This is a genomic window from Streptomyces sp. NPDC023157, from assembly GCF_055560575.1.
On record NZ_JBVHIL010000002.1, the window covers coordinates 982,710 to 1,000,286 of the forward strand.

Consider the following 17,577-nt stretch of genomic DNA (forward strand, 5'->3'; position numbering starts at 1 on the left):
ACCTATCGTCCGCCTGCTGAGACGGCGCTCCAAATCACCCGCTTTTGTCCTGTACGGCCGGGTCATCAACCGGAAGAAACGCTTCCGCATCCCTGCCGGACGGTGAAATCTCCAGCGGCACCTGCGGCCCCTCGTTCTGCCGCAGCCACTCCCGCAGCACCCGGTGGACCTGCTCCGCCCCCACGATCCCGGCGGGCGGCTCCGCCAGGTCGCGCGGCCAGAGCAGGAACGGACGCCCCTGCTCGCCGCCGAGGCCGCCGTGGGAGCCGATCTGCTCCTCGAAGGCGTGCACGGTGCCCGTCGCCGGGTCGTACATCGAGTTGACCATGATGTCGGCGACGTGCGGGAACCCGTCGGTGCGCCGCACCGCGTCCGCCGCGCCCGGGCCGAAGACGGCCAGCGGCCCGTCGTCGGCCAGCTCGGCGACCGGCACCTCGACCCCGTCGCGGGCCAGCACCACCGAGCCGTGCTCCTCGCTCGCCACCAGCAGGAAGCCGATGCCCGGGTGGTGGGCGAGGGTGCGCAGGAGCGCGGGGTGGAGCCGGTCGATCTCCTCGCGGGTCATCCGGTGCGGCACGCCCGGGAAGGAGATCAGGCCGAGGTTGCCGGAGGCCAGCACCAGCGGCTCGTGCGCCCGGGCCGCCGCCACCGCGGCCGCCTCCGCCCCCTCCCTGCCCTGCTCGGCCGTCTCGTCGACGCTCCGGTGCAGCGCGCCGCGCAGCGCGTCGCGGGCCGCGTCCCTCGCCTCGGAGCCGCCCCCGGACTCCGTCGGGGCGTGCCCCCGGCGGATGCGCCGCACCCGGCGCGGCACCGGCAGCCCGCAGCCGGCCCGTACGAGATCGCGCAGGCTCAGCCCGTACGCGCCCTCGAAGGTCTCCCCCGGGCTCTGGCCGTGATCGGAGAGCAGCACGATCCGGTACGGGCGGGGCGCGTGCTCGGCGACCTGGGCGATCAGGGCGAGCGAGCGGTCGAGCCGCCGGAGCACCTGGTCGGTGTCGTGGCCGTTCGGCCCGGAGTGGTGGGCGACCTCGTCGTAGGCGACCAGGTCGGCGTAGACGGCGGTCCGGCCGGCGAGCATGTCGCCCATCACCGCCGCGACCACCACGTCCCGCTCGATGACGGTGGCGAAGGCACGGACGAGGGGGTAGAGGCCGCCGCGGGAGACCCGGGGCGTCTCGCGGCGCAGCCGCGCCCGGGTCGACTGGGCCATCTCGCGCAGCGTCTCGGTGACGAAGGAGCCGGCGGTGCGGACCGCGTTGGCGGGGTCGGAGAAGTACGCGAAGTAGCCGGACCGCGAACGGTTGCGGCGGCCCCGGCGGGCGGCCATCGACAGGACCAGGGCGAGCTGGTCGGCGCCGCCGCTGAACAGGTTGCCCCGGGAGGCGCCGTCGAAGGTGAGCAGTCCGCCGTCGCCGGTGCGCTCGACGGCGCGGCGCTGGAGTTCGACGGCGCTGGCGGGCCGGTTGGAGACCATGAGCCGGCCGGTGTCCTTCTCGTACCACCGGAAGGCCGGCACGTCCTCGTTGGAGCCGTGCAGGATGCCGAGCTGGCTGGCGCCGGTCTGGCTGGACCAGTCGGTGCGCCAGTCGGTGAGCCGGTGGGTGGTGGCGAGCCAGTCGGCGACCGTGGGCATCAGGCCGTCGTCGACGGCGTCGCGGAGCACCCGGTGGCCGACGCCGTCGAGCTGGAGGAAGACCGTGCCGGGGGCGGGTTCGGGGCCCCGCGCGACACGGGGACGCCGGCGGTCGGCGAGCCGGTAGAGGCGCCGCCGGTACGCCTCGTCGTCGCGCACGGCGAGGGCGGTGGAGGTGGCCGAGGCGACCGCGGACATCACGGCGGCCACCAGGACGGCGGTCTCCGGGGCCGCGCTGCCGCGCCCGTCGGGGGTGAACCAGAGCGCGACGAGCAGCAGCGAGCCGTTGAGGAAGAACACGAGCAGGCCGAGCACCAGTGCCGGTACGAGGAGCAGCGCGCGCACGATCAGCGGCCACACGAGGGCGCTGAGCAGTCCGAAGGCCCCGGCGCCCAGGGCGGCGGTGAACGCGATCGTGGTGAGGCTGTCGCCGTCGCGGGACTGGAGCTGGAAGTCGGGCAGGAGGCCTGCGAGGACCAGCAGGGTGAGGGTGGAGACCGCCCAGACCGTGATCACCCGTATCGCGGCCCGGCCCGCGCTCCGCCAGCGGCCGGGGGGCTGCCCTCGCCGTTCACCCACGCCTGGTTCACCTTTCACCCGTTTCCTGCCCCAAGCGTGGCACAACGGCCACCGCACGCAGGTCGGACGGGGAAAGGCGCGTGTGTCCGGGCGCTCTCAGCAGCCGTCGTACCCGGCGGTGGGCATGGACATGCGCCGGTGCACCCCGGCCTTCATCGGCGCGTCGTACGCGGGTTCGTCGAGCCCCGCCGTCTCCAGCCGCACCCCGCGCCGCTCGCACTCGGCGAGGAACCCGGGCACGTCGGTCAGCGCGCGGGCCAGGACGCGCTCGTTCGGGGCGACGAACAGGTCCACGACCCCCGCGTCGACGTCCGCCCACAGCGCCTCGTGGTCCGGCCGGATGCCGTAGAACAGCAGCCGCCTCGCCACCACGTACCCCTTGTCGACGGCCCAGCGGACGCACATGGCGTGCTGGCTGCGGGTGTCGACCAGGAAGGGATCTTCGTCGAGCTCTTCGAGCGGGGTGAGGCTGGCGATCGCCGCCACCCGAACGTCGTCCATGGGGGGGACCTTACTGCGTCGCCGACACCCGAGGAGATCTTCCGCACCCCGACTCCGGGCGGTCCGGCGAAGACCGGCCACACCGACGGCACCGGACATTTACCCTCGTTACGGAAGGGCCTGCGGACCGGCCGGGGCGGCGGGCGGAACGGACGAGGAAGGGCGGCGTGCCGGTGGAGGTCACCTGGTGGGGTCATGCCACATGCACGGTCGAGGACTCCGGGGTCCGTTTCCTGACGGACCCGCTGTTCACGCGCCGGCTCGCGCACCTGCGCCGCCGCCGCGGCGAGCTGCCCCCGCCCGAGGCGGCCCGCGCGGAGGCGGTGCTCGTGTCGCACCTGCACGCCGACCACCTCCACCTGCCCTCGCTGGCCCGGCTCGCCCCCGGCACCCGGGTGATCGTCCCGGCCGGCGCCCCGCGGGCCGTACCGGCGCTGCGGCGGCTCGGCGGGCTCGGCCTGCGGCTCACCGAGATGGCGCCGGGCGACGAGGTGGGCGTCGAGGGCGTGACCGTACGGGCCGTCCCCGCCCTGCACGACGGGCGGCGGCTGCCGGTCGGACCGCACCGCTCCCCCGCGCTCGGCTACGTGGTGGAGGGCGAGGCGCGGACCTACTTCGCCGGTGACACCGGCCTGTTCGACGCCATGGCGGAGGCCGTCGGCCCCGTGGACGTGGCGCTCCTCCCGGTCGGCGGCTGGGGGCCGTACCTCGGCCACGGGCACCTCGACGCGGGCCGGGCCGCGCAGGCGCTCGCCGCGCTGTCGCCCGCCGCCGCGGTGCCGGTGCACTACGGCACGTACTGGCCGATCGGCATGGACGCGATCCGGCCCCACGAGTTCCACGCGCCGGGCGACGAGTTCGTGCGGCACGCGGCCCGGCTGGCGCCCAAGGTGGCGGTGCACCGCCTCGGCCACGGCGAACGGGTGCGGCCGGAGGTCGCCCGGTGATCGACCGGATCGTGACGGCGGTGCGGGAGCTGCCGCCGGAGTCGACGCAGCAGGCCGTCGGCTATCCCTCGCTGTTCCTGCTCGTGGCGCTCGGCGCGCTGGTGCCGGTGGTGCCGACCGGGGCGATCGTGAGCTCGGCGGCGGTGGTGGCCTTCCATCAGACGGCGCCGCTGGCCCTGCTCTACGTCTTCCTGGTGTCGGCCTCCGCCGCGTTCCTGGGCGACCTGGCCCTGTACTGGCTCGGGCAGCGCGGAGTCCGCTCCCGCAACGGCTCGCGCTGGCTGGCCGCGCTGCGCGGCCGGGTCACCCCGGAGCGGCTCGCCCAGGCCCAGGAGCGCCTGGAGACCCATCAGGTGCCGGTGCTGGTCCTCTCCCGACTGGTGCCGGCGGGCCGGATCCCGGTGATGCTGGCCTGCCTGCTCGCCGGGATGCCCCTGCGCCGCTTCGCCCGCGGCGACCTCCCGGCATGCCTTGCGTGGGCGGCGACGTACCAGCTCATCGGCATCCTGGGCGGCTCGCTCTTCCCCGAACCGTGGGAGGGCGTGGTGGCGGCGGTCGGCCTGACGGTCCTGCTGGGCGCGCTGCCCACGCTGTGGCGGCGGCTGCGGGGGCGGACGGCGGCACAGCCTGGGGGGAGGTCCTAAGAGCTCACCGCCCGTGAGGCGCCGACCGGGAGGTCCCACAGGTCCTCGCGGGGCAGCCCGGCGCGCTCCCAGGCGGCGCGCACGCGGGTGAGCGGTTCGAGGACGGGTTCGGAGGAGAGGACGAAGGTGGCCCAGTGCATGGGCGCCATCCGGCGCGCGCCGAGGTCCTGGAAGGCCCGCACGGCCTCCTCCGGGTCGGTGTGGACGTCGCTGAGCCACCAGCGCGGGTCGTACGCGCCGATCGGGAGCAGCGCGAGGTCGATGCCGGGGTGGCGCCGGCCGATCTCGGCGAACCAGTGGCCGTAGCCGGTGTCCCCGGCGAAGTAGAGGCGCTGCCCCTCCCGGTCGCCGATCACCCAGCCGCCCCACAGGGAGCGGCAGGTGTCCAGGAGGGTGCGCTTGGACCAGTGGTGGGCGGGGACGAACTCGAAGCGCACACCGTCGAGTTCGGCCGCCTCCCACCAGTCGAGCTCGGTGACCCGGCTGAACCGGCGGCGGGTGAACCAGCGGCCGAGCCCGGCGGGCACGAAGACCGGGGTGTGGCGCGGGAGGCGCCTGAGGGTGGGGGCGTCGAGGTGGTCGAAGTGGTTGTGGCTGATGACGACGGCGTCGACGCGCGGCAGGTCCTCCCAGCGGACGCCGACGGGCGTGAGCCGCGCCGAGGTGCCGAGGATCCGGCGCGACCAGACGGGGTCGGTGAGCACGGTCAGGCCGCCGATCCGCACCACCCAGCTGGCGTGCCCGGCCCAGGTGACGGCGAGGGTGCCGGGCCCGGCCTCGGGCAGCGGTCCGGGGGCGAAGGGCAGCAGCGGGATGTCCCGCAGCCCCTCGGGCCCGGGCCGGACGGCACCCTCGCGGGCGAGCCGGGCCATGGCGCGGACGCCGGGCAGCGGCGCGGTGAGCCGGTCGGCGAAGGAGCGCGGCCAGTCGTGGCGCACCCGGCCGAGGGGTTGGAGGGCGGGCGCGGGACGCGGGGCGTGAGGGGTGCCGGCGGTGTGCGGGGCCCGGGGTGGCCGGGCGGTCTGTTCCGTCATCGCTGCGACCTCCGTCTCTAGCGGGCCAGTTCGTCGAGCGCGGCCCCGAAGGTGCTCAACGCGCGGGCCACGTGCGGTGATTCCTCGGGGCGGGCGGAGGCGAGGGCCTCGTTCCGCTCCTCCTCGGTGGCGCCCAGGAAGGCGGCGGTGTCGAACCGGACGCGCAGCGCGCCGAGTTCGTCGCCGAAGCGGTGGCCGCCGGGGACGGGCGTGCCGAGCAGCCCGGTGAGGTGGTTCTCCAGCTCCAGGGAGTCCGTGACCCCGCGGGCGGCGAGTCCGGCGCGCAGCGGGCCCAGGTCGGCGTAGAGGTGGCGGCCGGCCTGCGGGGGCCGGGCGAGGGCCCCGGCGGCGAGGACGGCGCGGTGGGCGGCCGCGGCGATCCGGCCGTGCAGGACGGCCGTCGTGCGGACCCGTACGGTGACGTCCTCGGGTTCGTCGAGGGCGTGGGCGGCGGCCGGGGCGACCGGGCCGGCCACGAGGGCGCCGAGCGCGGTGAGGATGTCGAGGGTGCGGGCCCTGGGGTCGGCGTACCGGTCCGTGCGGGTGGCGGCGGTGGGCGGGAAACGGGCGACGGCGCAGGGCCAGCCGGCGGGCGTGAGGGCGCCCGAGAGGTCGCTGAGGACGGTCACGTCGTCGGGGCACATCTCGGCGGGGCTGAGCAGCACCGTCTCCTGCGGGCGGTGCACGGTGTCGCGCCAGGTCTCGTCGCTGATGATGTGCAGTCCCTCGGCGACGGCCGCCTCGCAGGCCTCGCGGACGAGTTCGGGCGGGGCGACGGTGGCGGTGGGGTCGTCGGCGACGGAGAGGAACAGCAGGCGGGGGCTGCCGCCCTCGGCGCGGACCCGCCGTACGGTCTCCAGGAGGGCGTACGGGTCGGGGACGCCGCCGCACTCGGCGGGCGTGGGCACGTGGTAGGCGGGCCGGCCGAGCAGCCGGGCCTGCGGGGTCCACCAGGCGGGGCAGGGCCGGGGCAGCAGGAGGTCGCCGCCGTGGGCGGCGATGAGGGCGAGCAGCAGCGGCGGGGCGCCGGGGGCGGCGACGACGTCCTCGGCGTGGGTGCGCAGGCCGCGGCGCCACCAGTAGCCGGCGGCGGCCCCGCGCAGGACCGGTCCGCCGCCGGGCGGTTCGGGCGCGGTGCGGCCGGCCGAGGCGGCGAGGAGGGCGGCGAGACCGGGCAGGACGGGGAGGCCGGGCTCCGGCGCGGGCGGTCCGTAACGCACCGGTCCGCGGCCTTCCGGAGCTGTCTGCCGCATCTTCCGAACCTCCCGGACCCTGCTGGGGACTCTGCCGGGGCGCGCACGGCGCCGACGGCACCCCAGTGCCCTTTATACGGAGGTTCGGGGCATCTCGCCGCTCGGGCGGGCCCGCCCCGGCTCAGGCGAGGGTGACGGGGTGCCGGACGATCCCGTCGAAGAGGTACCCCTGGGTGTTGGGGACGGCCCGCTCGGGCTGGACGTTGCCGGCCGCGTCGGTGACCCGGGACAGCAGGGTGGCGGGCCCGGTGCCGTGCGGGTGCCAGGACGTCGTCCAGCGGACCCAACCGGCCCGTCGGGGCGTGTCGAGGAGCCGCGCGGGCCGCCAGTGGGCGCCGCCGTCGGTGGAGACGTCGACGCGGCGCACGGGCGCGAGGGCGGACCAGGCGCGGCCGGTGAGCCTGTGCGTGCGGCGGGTCTCCAGGGTGGCGCCGAAGGGGAGTTCGTAGGCGCTCTTGAGGGTCTGACGGGTGAGCGGGGCGCTGCCGCCGGGCGGGTGGGCGGCGCCGAACAGGCGGTAGTAGTCGGTGTTCCACGGCGAGGCGAGCGGGGTGCGGGAGACCTCGATGTCGCCGAGCCACTTGATGGAGGCGATGCCGATCCACGACGGCACGATGAGCCGGACCGGGTGCCCGTGGTCGTACGGGAGGGGCTCGCCGTTCATCTCGTACGCGAGGATGACGTCGTCCAGGGCCTTGGCGACGGGCAGCGGGCGGCGGACCCGGCCGAGGTCGACGCCGCCGGTGACGTACGGGTCGTCGAGCCCGCGGGGCTGGACGTCGACCGCGTCGGCGGCGATCCCGGCGAGCCGCAGCACGTCGGAGAGGCGGGCGCCGCGCCAGCGGGCGGCGCCGATCGCGCCGAGGGTCCACGGGGTGCCGGTGACCGTCTCGCCCTGCTGGGTGGCGTAGAGGCTGCGGCCGTTCCCGGCGCACTCCACGAGGGCCGTCCGGGTGACGGCGGGCAGGTCGCGCAGCTGCCCGTACCCGAAGCGGACCGGGCTGCGCCCGTGCAGTCCGTCGCCCCAGACGGTGAGGCTCCAGGTGGAGGCGTCGAGGACGGGCGTGGACGTGTGGTTGCGGACGAAGAAGCGGTCGACGGGGGTGAGCGCGCCGGTGTCGGCGAAGGTCTCGTACCGGGCCTCGGCGTTGGTGCCGCGGAGGGTGAAGTACGCGGACGGCGTCGGCTTCACGATGCCGGGGGCGAGGGCGGGCGCCGGGGCGGCCGCGGCGGGCGTGTTGCCCAGGAGCGGCAGGGCGGGGGCGCCGGCGAGCGCCTTCAGGAGGGTGCGGCGGGCGGGCACGGGGGTTCTCCTCGACGCGTCGGGGCGGGGTCCGCCACACCCTAGGGGCGGTCCGGGGGTCGGCACGGGCCGTTCATGGAGCCGTCATATGAACATCTGTCAGGTCGGCCGGGATCGTGTGGATCCCAGGCACCTCACATGGCACATCTGTCTCGGGGACCTCACGTACCTCATGTGCCCCACATGCCTCACGTGCCTCACGTGCCTCACGCGATACTTGTCTCATGATCCCTGTCGTCACCGCCGTTCCCCTGCGCACCGCCCGTCTGGACCTGGAGCCGCTGCGGCTCGGCCACGCGCCCGAGATGGCCGAGGCGTTGGCCGACCCGGCGCTGCACGCCTTCATCGGGGGTGCCCCGCTGTCCGAGCCGGAGCTGCGGGCCCGTTACGCGCGGATGCTGGCGGGGCCGACGGAGCCGGGGACGGCCTGGTGCAACTGGGTGCTGCGGCTGCGGGAGACGGGTGCCGCCGTCGGCACCGTGCAGGCGACGGTGACGGGTGAGGCGGCCGAGATCGCCTGGGTGGCCGGCACCGCCTGGCAGGGCCAGGGGCTCTCGAAGGAGGCGGCGGGTGCGCTGGCCGACTGGCTGCGTTCGCTCGGCACGTCGGTGATCCTGGCGCACGTCCACCCGGATCACCACGCCTCGGCGGCGGTGGCCGCGGCGGCGGGCCTGGCGCCCACGGAGAGCTTCGAGGACGGGGAGCGGCGCTGGGAGTGGCGGGCCTGAGCCGGTCCACCTCCCGGAAGAACGCCACGGCACCCTCGCCGAACGCGCGTGACTCACGGACCTGTTGACGGAGACGGGGGCCGCGGAGCCTGGGCGCGACCTGGAGTAGGCGCGGCGAAACCGGCTGGCCGCCCGCCCCGCCGGGTCTCCAGAATGCGCCCATGCCGATCCGTGAAGCAGCACCCTCCGACGCCGCGGCCGTCGCGGCCGTGCACATCCGCTCCTGGCGCGCCGCGTACCGCGGCCTGGTGCCTGACGCGTACCTCGATTCCCTCGACGTCGGGGAGCGGACGGGGGCGTGGCGGGGCCGGCTGTCGGCGTCCGACGCGCCCACCGTCCTGGTGGCCGAGGAGGAGGGCGGCGGCCCGGTGGCGTTCTCCTGCTTCCGCCCGTGGCCCGACGGGGAGTCGGACGCGGCGGTGACGGCCGAGCTCTCGGCCCTGTACGCCGTGCCGGAGGTCTGGGGCCGGGGCGTGGGGCGCGAGCTGCTGGCCGCGACGGTCGCGGCGATGACGACGGCCGATTTCCGCGAGGCGGGGCTCTGGGTGCTGGAGGGGAACTCCCGGGCGCGGGCCTTCTACGAGGCGGCCGGATGGCGTCCGGACGGGACCTCCGTGACGGAGGAGACGGGCGGCCGCATGCTGCCCGAACTCCGTTACCGGATGGCCCTGTTCCGCTGACGCGTCTCTCGGCTGTCCACATGGCGAGAACAGGGTCTCACGATGCGAGTGATCGGCGTACCGTTGCCGTACCCACTCAGACGAGCACGAGGGAGTCCGGCCATGACGCATGCCGAGGAGCGGACCGCGCCGCACGAGACCGCCGTCTACACCCACGGGCACCACGAGTCGGTGCTGCGGTCGCACAGCTGGCGCACGGTGGAGAACTCCGCCGCCTATCTGATCCCCGAGCTGCGGGCCGGACTGGAGGTGCTGGACGTCGGGTGCGGGCCGGGGACCATCACCGCCGATCTGGCCGCGCGGGTCGCGCCGGGCCGGGTCACCGCGGTGGACGCGGCCGAGGACGTCCTGGTGAAGGCCCGCGCGACGGCGGCCGAACGGGGTCTGGACAACGTGGAGTTCGCGGTCGCCGACGTCCACGCCCTGGACTTCCCCGACGACTCCTTCGACCTCGTCCACGCCCACCAGGTGCTCCAGCACGTCGGCGACCCGGTCCAGGCGCTGCGGGAGATGCGGCGGGTGTGCCGGCCGGGCGGTGTGGTCGCCGCCCGGGACAGTGACTACGGGGCGTTCACCTGGTTCCCCGAGCACCCGGGGCTGGACCGCTGGTCCGACCTGTACCGGCAGGTCGCGCGCGTCAACGGCGGTGAGCCCGACGCTGGGCGGCGGCTGTTCTCCTGGGCCCGCCGGGCCGGGTTCACCGAGGTGACCACCACCGCCGGCACCTGGTGTTTCGCCCAGCCCGACGAGCGGGCCTGGTGGAGCGGCCTGTGGGCGGACCGCACCACGCAGTCCTCGTACGCGCGGCTGACCGTCGACGGCGGCCACGCGACGCGGGAGGAACTGGACGAGATCGCCGGGGCGTGGCGCGCCTGGGGCGCCGAGGAGGACGCCTGGTTCATGGTGCCGCACGGCGAGATCCTGTGCCGCGTCTGACGACCGCCGCCGCCCCGGCCCCGGCCCCGCCTCAGCTGGGACGCATCCTGAACTCGTAGGCGTCCGGCAGCGGTTCGTCCGTGATCCGCGCCCACACCTCGCCCAGGACCTCCGCGCCCTCGCGCAGGTCGGCCACCTCGAAGCCCGCGTCGAACACGGCGCGGGCCTCGTCCTTCCGGCCCTCGGCGAGCAGCAGCCGCGCCTCCAGGAACCGGAACGCGCCCCGCGCCCGCGCCTCGGCGGGCAGCCGCTCCAGGACGGCGCGGGCCCGCGCGGTGCCGCCGGTCTCCAGGAGCACGGTCACCGTCTCGCGCCCGAGGGCCGCGGTGACCAGCGGATCTCCCCCGTACTGCTCCTCGAACGCCTCCTCGTGGCGCTCGGCGGCCCGGCGCGGGTGGCCGCACTCCCGGTCGGCGACGGCCAGGCAGTACAGCAGCGGCCAGCGCACGGCGGCGTTCTTCAGGCCGCGTTCCCAGCTGCGTACGGCCTGGGCGAGGTCACCCGCGGCCCACTGGGCGACGCCGAGGTGGTACTCGGTGGCCGGATCCGCCGGGGCGGTCTCCAGCATGTCCCGCCAGGCCCCCGACACCGGCGTACGCCCGGCGGGCGCCGCCTCGGACGACGGCAGGGCGCCCGTGCGCAGCAGATGCACCCACGGCCGCTGCTCGTCGCCGAGCTGCTCCTCGGTGAACGGCGTGCCGGGCAACGCGTATCCCCCGCGCAGCACTTCTAGCGCGCCCCACCCCGAACCGGCGGCGAGCGGCGCACCCGGCTCGGCGTCGGCACCCCGCTCCCGCCACAGCGTGTACGCGGCCTCGATCTCGTCCCGGGGCAGCACCCGGCCGAGCTCCTCCTCGACGCTCCCGGTGGCCGCGGCCCAGTCCGTGCCGTGGACGGCCGCCGCGTCGACGGAGAGCGGGCCGTACACCTCCATCCAGGAGATCTCCGTCTCCGGTTCCAGGGTGGGGTGCTCCAGTTGGGTGCGGGCGAGCCCGGCCTGGATCTCGGCGTATCCGGGGGTGCCGGGTTCGGTCAGCCACTCCTGCCAGCGGCGCCCGCCGCGGCCCGAGCCCCACAGGAACAGCTTGCGGCCGCGCAGCACGTCCGTGGAGGTCTGCACGAGTCCCGTGCCGCTCGCGTCGAGCGCGGCGATCCAGCGGCGCCGCCCGTCCGGCAGCTCGTAGAAGTAGTCGGCGGCGTGGGTGCTCCGCAGGGGGTACGTGTGGTCGGCGCCGTCGGGGGCGACGGGCACCGGCACCCGGCGCAGGGCGCGCTCGTAGCCGTACTGCCAGGCCCGGTCGGCGGGGGCGAGGATCCGGCGGTCCTCGGGGACGGCCGTGTTGGACCACCAGTACGTGGGGACGGGCCGTTCGTGCGGGTTGCGGATCCGGATGCCGACGCGCAGGTGGGCGGCCCCGGCCGGCAGCCACAGGTCGACCTGGAACGGCAGGTCGCGCAGCGGCTCCCACTCCCACAGCCGGAGCATCTCGCCGCCGTCGGGCGCGGGCACGACGGCCGCGTGCAGGGGGGCGCAGGAGAGGGTGGTGTGGCCGCGGGCGCCGATGTTCCACTCGATGCCGCCGGAGAACCAGGCGCCGTTCAGGGCGAACGCCGCGGGCTGGAACACCGGGTTGCGGTAGAGGAGTTCGCGGCCGCCCGTCTTGTCGAACAGGGAGTGGACCCGCCCGCCGAGACCGGGCAGCACGGTGACCCGCAGCCGCTCGTTCTCGAGCACGAGCGCGTCGAGGTCCAGGGGCGTCCGCTCGCGCCCGTAGCCGTCCCGGACCGGGACGGGCAGCAGGGTGCGCAGCGGGGCGTGCCCGAGCTGGCGGGCCATGTCACGCGGGAGTGCGGCCCGTTCGTCGACCGCGGGGGCGGCGAACCCGTCGAGGAGACGCAGGGCCGGGAGGGGGTTGTCCGGGCCCAACGGCGCCGCGGGCAGGGTGAGTACGGCACGTCGTACGGTCGTCATGACGCCCATGGAACACGCCGGAACCACTGCTGGCCAGAGGGTGGACAACGCCCCGCGCGGGCGCCCGGAAAATCCGTTGCGGCGTACACCCGTCACCGTAGGGTGGTTGCTTTGCGGTTGTTTTACCGAGGAGGCAGGGCATGGGCACGCAGCACACCTACCGGGTGATCGTGCGCGGTACGTTCGACGGGCTGACCGACGCGAGCCGCGAGCGACTGCTCGCCGAGGTCGAGGAGCACGGGATGTCGGCGATGCAGTTCACCGAGGAGGGCTCCCTCGCCTACGACCGGACCCTGAAGCCCTTCTCGTACCGCCTGGTCGTCGTCTCGGACGCGGCGGACGGCGACGAGATGGCGGGGGCGATCGCCGAGGACCGGGTGGAGAGCGCCCTGAAGGAGCTGGGGCACGGCTTCCGCGGCCTGAAGTCCACGGTCACCGACATGGACACGATGAAGATCAACTACAAGCGCTGAGCGCCGGATCGGGGGCGGGGCCGGGTCCGGGGCGTGCGAGGCCGGGCCGCCGTCACCCGCGGCCGGGTCACCACCGCCCTCGCCCCGCTGCCGTCACCCTGCGGCCGGGTCACCCCCGCCGGGACGCCGTCACCGGGTCACCGCCGGGACGCCGTCACCCGGGCCGGGCAGACCTCGCCCTTCTTCACCACGCCCACCACCACCCTCCCCCGCGCGCGCCGCTGGACACCCGGCGCGGGGTGCTGCGTGCAGACGCGCCAGTTCGGCGGCCAGAGCACCCGCCGGTCGCCGCCGCCCACGTCGTGGACGTCGAGCCGGGTGCGCGGGTCGAGCGAGGTGAACACCCGCCACAGCCCCTTGCCCAGGAAGTCCGGCATCGGCGACCCGCCCGCGCCGGTCACGTCCGCCGTCTCCTCCGTCTCGGCCTCCGCCGCCTCCGCCGCCGCCTCGGCCGAGCTGACGGCCATCGCGGCGAGCGCGAGCACGGCCCCCGCGCCCACGATCGCCGCGCGCCTCACTTGCGCCTCCGGGCCGTCGCGTAGGAGCCGCAGACCGCGCCGAGGAGCGCGGTGGCCAGCAGGGCCAGGTAGAGCGGCATGGAGACCTCGGGGATCAGCAGCCGGATCCGTACCTGCCGGGTGTTCTCGAAGATGAAGACGAGCAACAGGACCAGGACCACCCCGATCGCGATCCGGCCGGGCGTGAAGAGCCCGTCGGCGCGGGCCGCCCTTTCCGTGCTCGACGTCTCCCTGGCACTCATCGCCGGCCCTCTTCTCCGTCGTCCGTCCCACCAGGATGGGCCGATTCGCACCTCGTGGCGGCGGTGAACACGCCCGTCCGAGTGACTTGTCAGACAACGTGGGGCGGCTACCGTAAGAGCGCAGGCGCAGGCAGACAGGCGGCACGAGCACGAGGAGGATCCGTGGCAGCCGGCGGACAGCAGCGGCGACCGGTCGTCGCGCTCTACGAGCGGATCGCGGACGCCGTCCACGAGGGCACCTACCCCCCGGGCTCGACGCTCCCCTCCGAGCCCAAGCTGGCGCGCGAGCTCGGCGTGAGCCGGCCCGCCCTGCGCGAGGCCCTGCTGCTGCTCCAGGAGGACGGGCTGCTCACCGTACGGCGTGGGGTCGGCCGGACGGTCAACGCGCACCCGCCCCGGCGCGGCTTCGAACACCTCCAGCCCCTGGAGGACCTGCTCGGCGGGACCGTGAGGCTGCGTGTACGGGGCCTGCTGCGCTCCACGGAGGAGCCCACCGACTTCACCACCCAGCATCTGCTGGCCCCGGCCGGGGCCGAGCTGCGTTTCTGGGAGTCCGTGCTCACGGGCGAGGCCGGTCCGGCCGCGCTGAGCCACGAGTGGGCGGCGGCCGACGAGGTCCTGGAGCGGACCCACCCGGCCTTCGCCGGGGCGCTGCGCGCGGCGCCCTCGCCGGAGCGCACCTCGATGCTGGCCGTCCTCGCCGGGGCCTCGCGCGGGGTGCAGCTCGCGGGGCACACCGCCGTCACCGCGACCCTCCTCGGGCGCCGCAGGGGCGAGCAGCTCGGGCGTTCGGCGGACACCCCGGCGGTGCTGGTCACCCAGGTCGTACGGGTCGGGGAGACCCCGGTCCTCGCAGCCAAGCACATGCTGCCGACCGGAGCCCCCGCCCTGCCGGTCCTCCAGTCGAACTGACGGCTGTCACCCGGTCGGACTGACCGCTGCCGCCCGGTCGGACTTAACGCTGCCGCCCGGTCGGACCGACCGCTGTCGCGCAGTCGGCCTGACCGGTGGCGCGCGGCCGGAACCGACCGGTGTCACCGGCGTCACATCCCGGCCCGGCCACGGTGGCGTACACTTCCCGGCCATGCACTTGTCTGACAACCCTGCCGCCCCTGCCTCCGCCCCGGTCCCCACCCCGGTCTCCCTGGCGTCCGCCCCCACCGTCGCCGACTGGATCCGCGAGGCCCCGAAGGCCGTCCTGCACGACCACCTCGACGGCGGCCTCCGCCCGGCCACGATCATCGAACTGGCCCGGGCCTGCGGCTACACCGCGCTGCCCACCGAGGACCCGGCGGAGCTCGCCGTGTGGTTCCGGGACGCCGCCGACTCCGGTTCGCTGGAGCGGTACCTGGAGACCTTCGCCCACACCTGCGCGGTGATGCAGACCCGCGAGGCCCTGGAGCGGATCGCGGCCGAGTGCGCCGAGGACCTGGCCGCGGACGGTGTCGTCTACGCCGAGATCCGGTACGCCCCCGAGCAGCACCTGGAGGGCGGGCTGACCCTCGACGAGGTCGTCGAGGCCGTGAACGAGGGCTTCCGCGAGGGCGAGCGCCGCTCCGGCGGCCGGATCACCGTCCGCACCCTGCTCACCGGCATGCGGCACACCGACCGCTCGCTGGAGATAGCCGAACTCACCGTCGCCCACCGGGACAAGGGCGTGGCGGGCTTCGACATCGCCGGCGGCGAGATCGGCAACCCGCCGGCCCGCCACCTCCCCGCCTTCCAGCACCTGAAGCGCGAGAACTGCCACTTCACCATCCACGCGGGCGAGGCCGTCGGCGCGGAGTCGATCCACGAGGCCGTGCAGGTCTGCGGCACCGAGCGGATCGGCCACGGCGTGCGGATCACCGACGACATCGCCGAGGACGGCACGCTCGGCCGGCTCGCCGCGTACGTGCGGGACAACGGCATCGCCCTGGAGGTCTGCCCGACCTCCAACCTGCAGACCGGCGCCGCGAAGGACTACGCCTCGCACCCGATCGACGAGCTGCGCCGGCTGGGCTTCCGGATCACCCTGAACACGGACAACCGGCTGGTCTCCGGCACCACCATGAGCGAGGAGTTCCAGCACATGGCGGACACCTTCGGCTACGGCCCGGAGGTCTTCGAGGAGTTCACGGTCGCCGCCCTGGAGGCCGCGTTCCTGCCGCTGCCGGAGCGCCGTCGCCTGATCGACGAGCTGGTCCGCCCCGGGTACGCGGCCCTGGCGGCGCGCTAGTCGCTACTCGACCCGCCCCCGCACCAGGGGCAGCTCCAGCGCCCCCGTCTCCTCGGGGGCGCTGGTGACGGTCACCGGCTTGACGCCCCGGTTGCCGAAGTACGCCGTGTCGCTCGCCGCGATCACGAACTCCAGCCGGTGACCGGTCTCGTAGCGGTGCACGATGCCGGGGAGTTCGACGGTGAAGGGCCGGGTGACGTCCGGCACGCGGACCGGGGCGACCAGCCGGTTGACCAGGGTCCGGGTGCCGTCCGGGGCGAGGTCGTACAGCTTCGCGAAGAGGACCAGCTTGTCGGCGGCGTCGCCGGAGTCCTGGACGCGCTCGGTCCACGGCGAGTCGACCCGGAGCGTCACGCGCGGCGCGCCGACGAGGTCGACGGGCGCGGTGAGCGGGGCGCTGCGCCAGCCGAGGTAGGTGCCGGCGAGGTCGTACGGGGCGGGGTCGGGCAGTCCGATCAGGCCGGCGATCGAGGACTCGGAATGACTGGTCGGCAGCGGCCAGTTGACGTACGAGCGGGAGCCGCGGGCCACCTTGGACCGGGCGTCGACCAGCTTGCCGTCGCCGGAGAGGTACAGCTTCTGGCTGAGCGCGGGCACGGTGGCGGCGGTGCCGTAGCCGCTCTCCCAGTCGCGGTAGTAGGCGAACGCGGGGCCGGTGTCGGCGGTCCGGTCGCCGCGCAGGTGCCGGTCGAACCAGCCGAGGATGCGCCGGCCGACGTAGCTGGTCTCCAGATCCCCCTGCCCGAGGTCGAGTTCGCCGGGCTTCTGGCCGCCGCTGTGGCCCCAGGACTGCCAGATCATCCGTGTCTCGACGCCCCGGGCCGCCAGCCGGTCGTAGGTGGCGCGGGCCTCGTTGAGGTTGAACAGGCTGTCGGCCTGGCCCTGGACGATCAGGGTGGGGGCCTTGACCCGGTCGAGGTAGGAGACCGGCGAGACACTGCGGGCGAAGTCGAGCACCTTCCTGGTCTCGGCGTCCGGGTAGGTACCGGAGTTGAGCAGCCGGACCGTGTCGCAGGCGTCGGTGACGAAGTGCAGGCAGTTCAGGGAGTTGATCCGGCTGGGGTCGAGCGAGGGCACGAGCAGCGGCTGGCCCTCGCCCATGAGGTAGAAGCCGTTGGCCCACTGCCATTTGAAGACGCCGGGGGTGGTGCGGTCGGCGCCGTTGGGCGCGAGGGAGTAGGCCAGGTCGTTCCAGGTGATGAGGGGGACGAGCGCGTCGAGCCGGGGGTCGACGGAGGCGGTGGCGAGCTGGACGGCGCCGCCGTAGGAGCCGCCGATCATGCCGACGCGGGGGTCGCCCGTGCCGTCCTGGGTGACGAAGTCGGCGCGGGTGCCGTCGTCGGCGGTCCGGCCGCCGGCCAGGAAGTCGACGAGCCGGGTGGCGGCCTGGCCGTCGATGCGCGGGTCGTCGAGGGAGATGAGGCAGCCGGTCCGGCCGAAGCCGAGGCCGGAGTAGACGAGGGCGACGTAGCCGCGGGAGGCGACGGCCCTGCCGATGGCGTCGGTGGTGCCGTCTGTCTTGCTGCCGCCGAAGCCGTTGGTGGCGAGGACGGCCGGGGCGGGGTGGGCGGCGTCGACGCCCTCGGGCCGGTAGAGGTCGGCGTCCACGGTGCAACGACGGCCGCCCGCCTCCACGGTGAAGCTGAGCGGGGTGACGGTGTACGTGCCGGCGCCGGCGCCCTGCGCCGGGGCGGCGAGCGCGAGGGGCGCGGCCAGGGCGGCCCCGGCCGTGAGCGTCGCGAGCAGGGTTCGGGAGCGGGGCAGGGCACGGGACACGGGGACCTCCACACCGAGGACGCACGAGGTGACTGCCTACCGGTAGGCACCGATCCGCGCCCATGGTGTGACACGCGTCACCGGGTCGTCAACGCGCCGGGCGGGGCTTGTTGACGGAGATTCAGTGAAAGGCCGCGCGC

At 75.1% G+C, this 17,577-nt stretch carries 17 protein-coding genes; 8 read left to right on the forward strand and 9 right to left on the reverse strand.

What is annotated here, in order from left to right:
* Positions 1-34: 34 nt before the first annotated feature.
* Both ACZ3ZE_RS10030 and ACZ3ZE_RS10035 read right to left on the reverse strand, forming a co-directional pair.
* The gene (locus ACZ3ZE_RS10030) at positions 35-2,212 is read right to left on the reverse strand and encodes a phage holin family protein (protein WP_442305276.1); all 2,178 of its coding nucleotides are present in this window, start codon (positions 2,210-2,212) and stop codon (positions 35-37) included.
* A 96-nt stretch (positions 2,213-2,308) separates the two neighbouring features.
* Complete coding sequence (locus ACZ3ZE_RS10035; protein WP_361174583.1) at positions 2,309-2,713, reverse strand: recombinase family protein; 405 nt, start codon at positions 2,711-2,713, stop codon at positions 2,309-2,311.
* Between the two features lie 167 nt (positions 2,714-2,880).
* Here ACZ3ZE_RS10035 and ACZ3ZE_RS10040 point away from each other — a divergent pair, with 167 nt between their 5' ends.
* Both ACZ3ZE_RS10040 and ACZ3ZE_RS10045 read left to right on the forward strand, forming a co-directional pair.
* Positions 2,881-3,660: an MBL fold metallo-hydrolase gene (locus tag ACZ3ZE_RS10040; protein ID WP_361174585.1), complete on the forward strand. Its 780-nt coding sequence runs from the start codon at positions 2,881-2,883 to the stop codon at positions 3,658-3,660.
* Positions 3,657-4,304, forward strand: a complete 648-nt coding sequence (locus tag ACZ3ZE_RS10045) for a DedA family protein (RefSeq protein WP_361622715.1) — start codon at positions 3,657-3,659, stop codon at positions 4,302-4,304. Before ACZ3ZE_RS10040 ends, ACZ3ZE_RS10045 begins: the two co-directional genes overlap by 4 nt.
* Here ACZ3ZE_RS10045 and ACZ3ZE_RS10050 read toward each other — a convergent pair.
* The 3 genes from ACZ3ZE_RS10050 to ACZ3ZE_RS10060 all read right to left on the reverse strand — a co-directional run bounded on the left by ACZ3ZE_RS10050 (position 4,301) and on the right by ACZ3ZE_RS10060 (position 7,894).
* The gene (locus ACZ3ZE_RS10050; RefSeq protein ID WP_361622718.1) at positions 4,301-5,338 is read right to left on the reverse strand and encodes an MBL fold metallo-hydrolase; all 1,038 of its coding nucleotides are present in this window, start codon (positions 5,336-5,338) and stop codon (positions 4,301-4,303) included. The genes ACZ3ZE_RS10045 and ACZ3ZE_RS10050 overlap by 4 nt on opposite strands.
* A 17-nt stretch (positions 5,339-5,355) precedes the next feature.
* Positions 5,356-6,591: an aminotransferase class I/II-fold pyridoxal phosphate-dependent enzyme gene (locus ACZ3ZE_RS10055; protein ID WP_361174591.1), complete on the reverse strand. Its 1,236-nt coding sequence runs from the start codon at positions 6,589-6,591 to the stop codon at positions 5,356-5,358.
* A gap of 121 nt (positions 6,592-6,712) precedes the next feature.
* Complete coding sequence (locus ACZ3ZE_RS10060; protein WP_467258312.1) at positions 6,713-7,894, reverse strand: sulfite oxidase; 1,182 nt, start codon at positions 7,892-7,894, stop codon at positions 6,713-6,715.
* Positions 7,895-8,118: 224 nt separating this feature from the next.
* Between ACZ3ZE_RS10060 and ACZ3ZE_RS10065 the strand changes: the two genes are divergently transcribed.
* From ACZ3ZE_RS10065 to ACZ3ZE_RS10075, 3 genes are all read left to right on the forward strand, one after another.
* On the forward strand, positions 8,119-8,622 hold the full coding sequence (locus tag ACZ3ZE_RS10065) for a GNAT family N-acetyltransferase (protein WP_361622721.1): 504 nt from the start codon (positions 8,119-8,121) through the stop codon (positions 8,620-8,622).
* 161 nt (positions 8,623-8,783) lie between these two features.
* On the forward strand, positions 8,784-9,302 hold the full coding sequence (locus ACZ3ZE_RS10070; protein ID WP_467258314.1) for a GNAT family N-acetyltransferase: 519 nt from the start codon (positions 8,784-8,786) through the stop codon (positions 9,300-9,302).
* Between the two features lie 102 nt (positions 9,303-9,404).
* Positions 9,405-10,238, forward strand: coding sequence for a methyltransferase domain-containing protein (locus tag ACZ3ZE_RS10075; protein WP_361174600.1), 834 nt, complete (start codon positions 9,405-9,407; stop codon positions 10,236-10,238).
* A gap of 31 nt (positions 10,239-10,269) precedes the next feature.
* Here the strand turns inward: ACZ3ZE_RS10075 and ACZ3ZE_RS10080 are convergent, their stop codons facing one another.
* The gene (locus ACZ3ZE_RS10080) at positions 10,270-12,219 is read right to left on the reverse strand and encodes a DUF5107 domain-containing protein (protein WP_361174603.1); all 1,950 of its coding nucleotides are present in this window, start codon (positions 12,217-12,219) and stop codon (positions 10,270-10,272) included.
* Between the two features lie 131 nt (positions 12,220-12,350).
* Between ACZ3ZE_RS10080 and ACZ3ZE_RS10085 the strand changes: the two genes are divergently transcribed.
* Positions 12,351-12,683, forward strand: coding sequence for a DUF6204 family protein (locus tag ACZ3ZE_RS10085; RefSeq protein ID WP_361174606.1), 333 nt, complete (start codon positions 12,351-12,353; stop codon positions 12,681-12,683).
* A 137-nt stretch (positions 12,684-12,820) separates the two neighbouring features.
* On the opposite strand, the gene ACZ3ZE_RS10090 is transcribed toward ACZ3ZE_RS10085, so the two are convergent.
* Complete coding sequence (locus ACZ3ZE_RS10090; RefSeq protein ID WP_361174609.1) at positions 12,821-13,201, reverse strand: hypothetical protein; 381 nt, start codon at positions 13,199-13,201, stop codon at positions 12,821-12,823.
* Entirely contained in the window at positions 13,198-13,443 is a 246-nt protein-coding gene (locus ACZ3ZE_RS10095) for a lipopolysaccharide assembly protein LapA domain-containing protein (RefSeq protein WP_361174612.1), read from the reverse strand. Before ACZ3ZE_RS10095 ends, ACZ3ZE_RS10090 begins: the two co-directional genes overlap by 4 nt.
* A gap of 162 nt (positions 13,444-13,605) precedes the next feature.
* Between ACZ3ZE_RS10095 and ACZ3ZE_RS10100 the strand changes: the two genes are divergently transcribed.
* The gene (locus ACZ3ZE_RS10100) at positions 13,606-14,355 is read left to right on the forward strand and encodes a GntR family transcriptional regulator (RefSeq protein ID WP_361622733.1); all 750 of its coding nucleotides are present in this window, start codon (positions 13,606-13,608) and stop codon (positions 14,353-14,355) included.
* Between the two features lie 172 nt (positions 14,356-14,527).
* On the forward strand, positions 14,528-15,661 hold the full coding sequence (locus tag ACZ3ZE_RS10105) for an adenosine deaminase (RefSeq protein ID WP_361622736.1): 1,134 nt from the start codon (positions 14,528-14,530) through the stop codon (positions 15,659-15,661).
* A gap of 3 nt (positions 15,662-15,664) precedes the next feature.
* Here ACZ3ZE_RS10105 and ACZ3ZE_RS10110 read toward each other — a convergent pair whose 3' ends face one another.
* Positions 15,665-17,449, reverse strand: a complete 1,785-nt coding sequence (locus tag ACZ3ZE_RS10110) for a CocE/NonD family hydrolase (RefSeq protein ID WP_467258317.1) — start codon at positions 17,447-17,449, stop codon at positions 15,665-15,667.
* Between the last annotated feature and the right edge of the window lie 128 nt (positions 17,450-17,577).

Excerpts from the sequence above, each read along its gene's own strand:
- ACZ3ZE_RS10065 (WP_361622721.1), top strand. The coding sequence starts at position 8,119 with ATGATCCCTGTCGTCACCGCCGTTCCCCTGCGCACCGCCCGTCTGGAC.
- ACZ3ZE_RS10055 (WP_361174591.1), bottom strand. The coding sequence starts at position 6,591 with ATGCGGCAGACAGCTCCGGAAGGCCGCGGACCGGTGCGTTACGGACCG.
- ACZ3ZE_RS10070 (WP_467258314.1), top strand. The coding sequence starts at position 8,784 with ATGCCGATCCGTGAAGCAGCACCCTCCGACGCCGCGGCCGTCGCGGCC.
- ACZ3ZE_RS10085 (WP_361174606.1), top strand. The coding sequence starts at position 12,351 with ATGGGCACGCAGCACACCTACCGGGTGATCGTGCGCGGTACGTTCGAC.
- ACZ3ZE_RS10050 (WP_361622718.1), bottom strand. The coding sequence starts at position 5,338 with ATGACGGAACAGACCGCCCGGCCACCCCGGGCCCCGCACACCGCCGGC.
- ACZ3ZE_RS10075 (WP_361174600.1), top strand. The coding sequence starts at position 9,405 with ATGACGCATGCCGAGGAGCGGACCGCGCCGCACGAGACCGCCGTCTAC.
- ACZ3ZE_RS10080 (WP_361174603.1), bottom strand. The coding sequence starts at position 12,219 with ATGGGCGTCATGACGACCGTACGACGTGCCGTACTCACCCTGCCCGCG.
- ACZ3ZE_RS10105 (WP_361622736.1), top strand. The coding sequence starts at position 14,528 with ATGCACTTGTCTGACAACCCTGCCGCCCCTGCCTCCGCCCCGGTCCCC.
- ACZ3ZE_RS10035 (WP_361174583.1), bottom strand. The coding sequence starts at position 2,713 with ATGGACGACGTTCGGGTGGCGGCGATCGCCAGCCTCACCCCGCTCGAA.
- ACZ3ZE_RS10095 (WP_361174612.1), bottom strand. The coding sequence starts at position 13,443 with ATGAGTGCCAGGGAGACGTCGAGCACGGAAAGGGCGGCCCGCGCCGAC.